At 40.1% G+C, this 5,834-nt stretch carries 4 protein-coding genes and 1 pseudogene; 1 reads left to right on the forward strand and 4 read right to left on the reverse strand.

What is annotated here, in order from left to right; genetic code table 11:
- Positions 1-153: 153 nt before the first annotated feature.
- The 4 genes from SST111_RS06570 to SST111_RS06585 are packed head-to-tail and all read right to left on the reverse strand — an operon-like array spanning position 154 to position 3,869.
- Positions 154-954 carry an ABC transporter ATP-binding protein gene (locus SST111_RS06570; protein WP_099810426.1) on the reverse strand — a complete coding sequence of 267 codons (801 nt, stop codon included), beginning with the start codon at positions 952-954 and terminating at the stop codon, positions 154-156.
- Positions 955-963: 9 nt separating this feature from the next.
- Complete coding sequence (locus tag SST111_RS06575) at positions 964-1,857, reverse strand: ABC transporter permease (protein WP_099810427.1); 894 nt, start codon at positions 1,855-1,857, stop codon at positions 964-966.
- A gap of 54 nt (positions 1,858-1,911) precedes the next feature.
- The gene (locus SST111_RS06580; RefSeq protein ID WP_024376555.1) at positions 1,912-2,886 is read right to left on the reverse strand and encodes an ABC transporter substrate-binding protein; all 975 of its coding nucleotides are present in this window, start codon (positions 2,884-2,886) and stop codon (positions 1,912-1,914) included.
- Positions 2,887-2,909: 23 nt separating this feature from the next.
- Positions 2,910-3,869 carry an ABC transporter substrate-binding protein gene (locus SST111_RS06585; RefSeq protein ID WP_024409577.1) on the reverse strand — a complete coding sequence of 320 codons (960 nt, stop codon included), beginning with the start codon at positions 3,867-3,869 and terminating at the stop codon, positions 2,910-2,912.
- A gap of 503 nt (positions 3,870-4,372) precedes the next feature.
- Here SST111_RS06585 and SST111_RS06590 point away from each other — a divergent pair.
- Positions 4,373-5,478: pseudogene (locus tag SST111_RS06590) on the forward strand (IS630 family transposase).
- Positions 5,479-5,834 lie beyond the last annotated feature (356 nt).

Genomic DNA, 5,834 nt, shown 5'->3' on the forward strand with positions numbered 1-5,834 from the left:
CAAGCAAGGCGAGTTCAAACAATCAAGTGGAGTGTTTGAAGTTGGGAATAAGGAAACGGAGTTTCCTCTTACGTCGAAGTAATAAAAGTCAACTAAATGACGATATAAGAAAAAAGACTACTGACTTGCATTGAAATCAGTAGTCTTATTTTTTTATAAAATCATCTCATCGTCAGTTAGCTTCTCACCACTGTTTTTGTAGAAAAGGTCCATTAGGTTTTGAACGGTTAGGTTCTTCTTCTCTTCACCTTCTACATCGACAACAATCTGACCACGGTGCAACATGACCAAACGATTGCCGTATTCGATGGCATTTTCCATGTTGTGCGTAATCATAAGGGCAGTCAATTGGTGGCCTTCGACGATTTTCTTGGTGAGCTCCATAACCATGTCACTGGTTTTTGGATCAAGGGCTGCAGTGTGCTCATCCAAGAGCAGAACTTTTGGTTTCACCAGCGAAGCCATCATCAAAGTCAAAGCCTGACGCTGACCGCCTGAAAGAAACTGCGTATCCACTTTCATACGATTTTCCAAGCCCAAACCGAGTTCTTTCAAGGCTTCCTTGAAAATCGCACGTTCACTGTCTTTCACACCCCATCCAAGACCACGTGACAAGCCACGGCGGTAGGCAATGGCCATGTTTTCTTCAATGGTCAAGCGAGAAGCTGTTCCCATCTTAGGATCTTGGAAAACACGGCTGATGTCCTTAGAACGTTTTGCGGCTGGCACATGCTTGATGGATTTACCTTCCAGCAAAATATCCCCCGAATCAACTGTCAAGGCACCCGCAAGTGAGTTCATGAACGTTGATTTACCAGCACCATTACCACCGATGATAGAGATAAAATCACCTTCTTTTACATCTAAGTTCAACCCACGAAGGACATGGTTCTCATTAACTGTTCCAGCTTCGAAGGTTTTATGAATATTTTGGATTGATAAAATTGTAGACATGACTTCCTCCTAAGCATTTCCATTCAATTTTGGACGACGAATATTCAATTTCTTCTGCAATTCTGGCACATAGAGAACGGTTGCCAGAAGGATAGCTGAGAAGAGTTTAACAAGGTCTGCATCCATACCTGGAATTTCCAAAATCGCTAAGATAATCAAACGGTAAACAACTGCACCGAGAACAACCGATAGGAGTCTCCAACCCAAGCGTAAGTTACGCAAGATAACTTCTGCAATAATGACAGATGCTAGACCGATAACAATAGTACCAGTACCTGAGTTGAGATCTGCATAGCCATTATTCTGAGTAAGAAGAGCACCACAAAGGGCAATTAGACCATTCGACAACATATAACCGTAGATTTTCATATTGTCTACATTGATACCATTGGCCTCACTCATTGGAATATTATCCCCTGTTGAACGAATAGCTAGACCAATTTGTGTATTGAGCAAGAGCGTCAATAAGCCTACAACCGCTAGTACAAAGACCATACCAATCACCAAAACGGCATTTGTTTTTGTCAAACCGAAATCCTGCAATTGGGTCACTAGAGTTTCTTGCTTAAGTAGAGCCACATTGGCTTTGCCTAATATTTTCAAGTTGATAGAGTAGAGACCTGTCAAGGTTACAATACCAGTCAAAAGGGCTGGAATTTTTAGTTTTGTATGAAGTAACCCAGAAATCAAGCCTGCACCCATACCAACTACCATAGCCATAAAGGTTGCCAGCAAGGGATTCACTCCGTTCACAATCCCTGTCGCACAAACAGCAGCTCCGAGGGGATAAGAACCCTCCGCTGTCATATCAGCAATATCTAAAATACGAAACGTCAAGTAAACACCAATCGCCATAACTGACCAAAGCAAGCCTTGCGAGATACTTGATAAAATAATATCCACGATTTTCTCCTTTTTCTAACTTCGTAGTTAATACTAGGTTCTATCTTACCAATCTTATTCAGATACAGCAAGCTTAGAAGTATCGATACCTAATTTCTGAGCCATTTCTTCATTAACGTGAAGACTGACGGTCTCTGGGTATTCTACTGCCGTTTCTGACACATTGGCTCCTTCGATAATCTTAATAGCCATTTTTGCAGTTTGACGACCTAAAGCTTCATAGTTGGTACCGTAAGTCAAAAGACCTCCTTCATCCACCATATCCGTTGAACCACCGATTACTGGAACCTTATGCTCCACAGATAATTCACCGATCATGGTCATGGTTGAAGCGACAGTATTGTCAGTCGGAACAAAGACAGCATCTACATCCTTCATCAAGCTAGTTGCCGCATCTTGGACTTCATTTGAAGATGTGATTCCTTTTACTACTACCTTATAACCTGCTTTTTCTAGCAATTCCTTAGCTTGTTCTACCTGGACTTCTGAGTTCCGTTCGCTAGTAGTGTACAAAATACCAACGGTCTTAGCATCTGGAACAGCTTGACCTAGCAATTCAACCTGTTTGTCAATTGGAGCTTGGTCAGATGTCCCTGTCAAAAGTCCACCTGGTTTTTCAATGGATTCTACCAAGTCAGCTGACAAGGGATCTGTAACCGCAGTAAAGACAATCGGCGTTTCAGTAGACACAGTCGCTAAACTCTGGGCAGACGGCGTAGCGATTGCCAAGACAATATCATTTCCATCGATTAATTGTTCTGAAATGGTTTGAAGGTTAGCTTGATCGCCTTGGGCATTTTGATAATCCAAAACCAATTTTTCACCCTCTTTATAACCATTTGCTTCTAATTCCGCCACAAAACCCTCACGGGCAGCTGTCAATGATTCATGCTCCATATATTGGAGAACTCCAACTTTTACCACATCTGAGGAAGCTTGTTCTGATGATGAGGAACAAGCTGCAAGTGTTAGCAAACCCATACTTGCTACTGAAATAGTTGCCAATTTTTTTACTAGCTTATAATACATAAACGTTTCTTCTCCTAAATATTTTACTCTTCTAATGCTTTTATAGTCGCTGCATCAATACCAACAGCTTTAGCCATTTCTTCATTGACGGTAATAGCCGCTGTATTTGGTTTTTCAACTGCTAAGTCAGCAGGCTTTTCACCCTTCAAAATCTTCACAGCCAATTCACCAGATTGAACACCGATAGCATGGTAGTCGACACCGTAGGTAAATAGAGCTGCGTCAATAACTGCCGCGTCACTTCCCATAGCTGGAACTTTTGCTTCTTTTAAAATATCACCGATTGTTGAAGCTGTAGAGGCAACTGTATTATCAGTTGGAAGATAGATAGCATCGACTTTTCCTGCAAGTGAAGTAATAGCTTGCTGAACATCGTTTGTCGTCGTAACTGTTGTCACTTCTACTTTTACACCTTTTGCTTCGAGTGCTTTTTTAGCCTGCTCAGCTTGGACTTCTGAGTTTACCTCGCTAGAATTGTAGAAAATACCGACAGTCTTCGCAGTTGGTACAACTTTGAGCAACATCTCGATTTGACCTTCCACATCAGTTGCATCAGTCGATCCCGTCATGGTCCCACCTGGTTTTTCCAATGATTCAACCAAACCTGCTTCAACTGGATCTGTGACAGCTGTGAATACACTTGATGTTTCACTATCTGCATTAAGCATGGCTTGGGCTGCCGGTGTTGCGATGGCAAAGTTAAGATCATTTTTTCCTGCCAATTTCTCAACCATTGTCTGTAAGTTTGCTTGATCACCTTGGGCATTTTGCAAATCAATCGTCAGATTTTCACCTTCCTTGTAGCCTGCTTCTTCGAGCGCCTCTACAAAGCCTTCACGAGCTGAGCTCAACGCTTCATGTTCAGCATATTGAATAATACCAACATTGACTGAACTTGAATCTGACGAATTGGAACTGCATGCAGCAAGCGTTACTGCTGACAAAAGTGCTACTGAACTAAGTATAATTTTTTTAAATCCCATGATTATTCTCCTTTTATAAATATAATTGCAAACAAGAAAGGACCGCTTAGACTACACTCTAAACGGTCCTTATATTTCATCTGCATAGGAAAACAGAATGAATTATCCGTGCCATTTAGATGTATCATCTATGAGGCACATGTCAAAATAGCTACAGCCACATAGATACAAACTTTACGTTCCCGTGTTTGCATCCATGTTTACCATGACTACAAACACTACCTAAAATAGCCGTAGAAATAAGTATGATTAGCTGAATGATTTTGACACATTTGTAACATCTCTGTTTCCCTTTCTCATTTATTTGTAACTATCATAACTGTTTTCAAATTATTTGTCAATAGGAAATTGCGTAAATTTTCAGATTTTTCAAGTTTTTTCGAATTTTTCTAAAAATAGAACCCTATATTATTAGCTATAAAACGATCTGTCATCATGTTTATATAGCTTTTTACTTTACTTTTATACTCAATTAAATTAAAAATCTGAAGTACAATAGAAACATGGAATTTACTAACGAAATGATTAAAGAGCTCAAAACAGCTCTAAAAGATAAAAACTTAGCACCTTATCACAAACGTATTCAGGCAGTATATCTCAGGGCTATCCATACTCCCTACAAAGCGATTATGGACATGCTGGATGTCTCACACGATACAATTTGGAGACTGACTAAGAAATTATCAAGAACATGGTTTAACAGGTCTTACATCAGATGCTAGAGGAGGTCGTCGCCACTCTTATATGACAGTTGAAGAAGAACAAGCCTTCTTGAGTGAGCAGTTAACTTCTGCTGTAAATGGAGAATTTGTAACTGTTGAATCCCTCTATAGAGCTTATCAAGATAAAATTGGTCGCACGACAACTAAAGATGGCTTCTACCAACTATTGAAACGTCATGGATGGGTCAAAGAATCAAAAGATTCTTTGAGACGGGAAATAAAGCTTACGCAGTAAGCAACAAAAATTAGCCCCCGTCCAGAACATCCAAAGAAAGCAGACGCCGAAACGATTTTAGCGTCAAAAAATAAAATCTTTGTACAAGGAAAAATCAAGCAAGCGATTTCTTGAACAAAATGCCTATAAGTAAACCCGGCTTATATATCAAGATGAAGCAGGGTTTGGTCGGATTAGTAAACTGGGGGCATGTTGGAGTCCTAAAAACTACCGTCCGAATATCTCAAGCCATCATATCCGAGAATTTCGTTACTGCTATGGTGCGGCAGATGCACACACAGGGGAATCTTTCTTCATAATAGCTGGTGGTTGTAATACCGCTTGGATGAATGAATTTTTACGTCAATTATCAAAAGCTTATCCCGATGACCACATCATTTTAGTCATGGACAATGCCATTTGGCATAAATCTCAGGCACTTGAAATTCCTGATAATATTGCATTTACGTTCATACCACCATATACCCCAGGGATGAATCCGATTGAACAAGTTTGGGCAGAAATCCGCAAACGCGGATTTAAGAACAGAGCCTTTCAAACATTGGAGTCAGTCATTGATAAGCTCCAAGAAATCATTCAAGGGTTAGATAGTGAAACTATAAAAAGTATTGTACATAGAAAATGGATTTGTTCAGATTTTGAAATCGAATAAGCATCATTTCTGCTTTTCTTCTCAAAGCGGCGAGATTGGGGAATAGTCAATGGGACGATGGGCTGTGACATAAAAAATCCTCCAGTTTGATTTTTATATCAGTATACTGGAGGAATGAGTGATTGGATAGATACCTTGTTATTGAGCGGTTACACGATACCTTGATATTAGGCGGTTATACTTTTTTCCAGAAAAATACACCTACTGACAAATGGGTCAGGTAGGTGTATCTAGCAGAACATAGTGATGGGTTAGTTGTTTTTCTCGTCCTTCTTATAGGCGACCAAACGATAGCCTAGCAAGAAGAGAATAATGCCTAGCGATAAAACCGCTATGACCACCGCATTCCCTGTATA

The organism is Streptococcus suis YS161, assembly GCF_002760245.1.
GTDB lineage: Bacteria > Bacillota > Bacilli > Lactobacillales > Streptococcaceae > Streptococcus > Streptococcus suis_I.

What these genes read in the sequence shown, in the direction of transcription:
- SST111_RS06570 (WP_099810426.1), bottom strand. Translation starts at nt 954, where the DNA reads ATGTCTACAATTTTATCAATCCAAAATATTCATAAAACCTTCGAAGCT.
- SST111_RS06580 (WP_024376555.1), bottom strand. Translation starts at nt 2,886, where the DNA reads ATGTATTATAAGCTAGTAAAAAAATTGGCAACTATTTCAGTAGCAAGT.
- SST111_RS06585 (WP_024409577.1), bottom strand. Translation starts at nt 3,869, where the DNA reads ATGGGATTTAAAAAAATTATACTTAGTTCAGTAGCACTTTTGTCAGCA.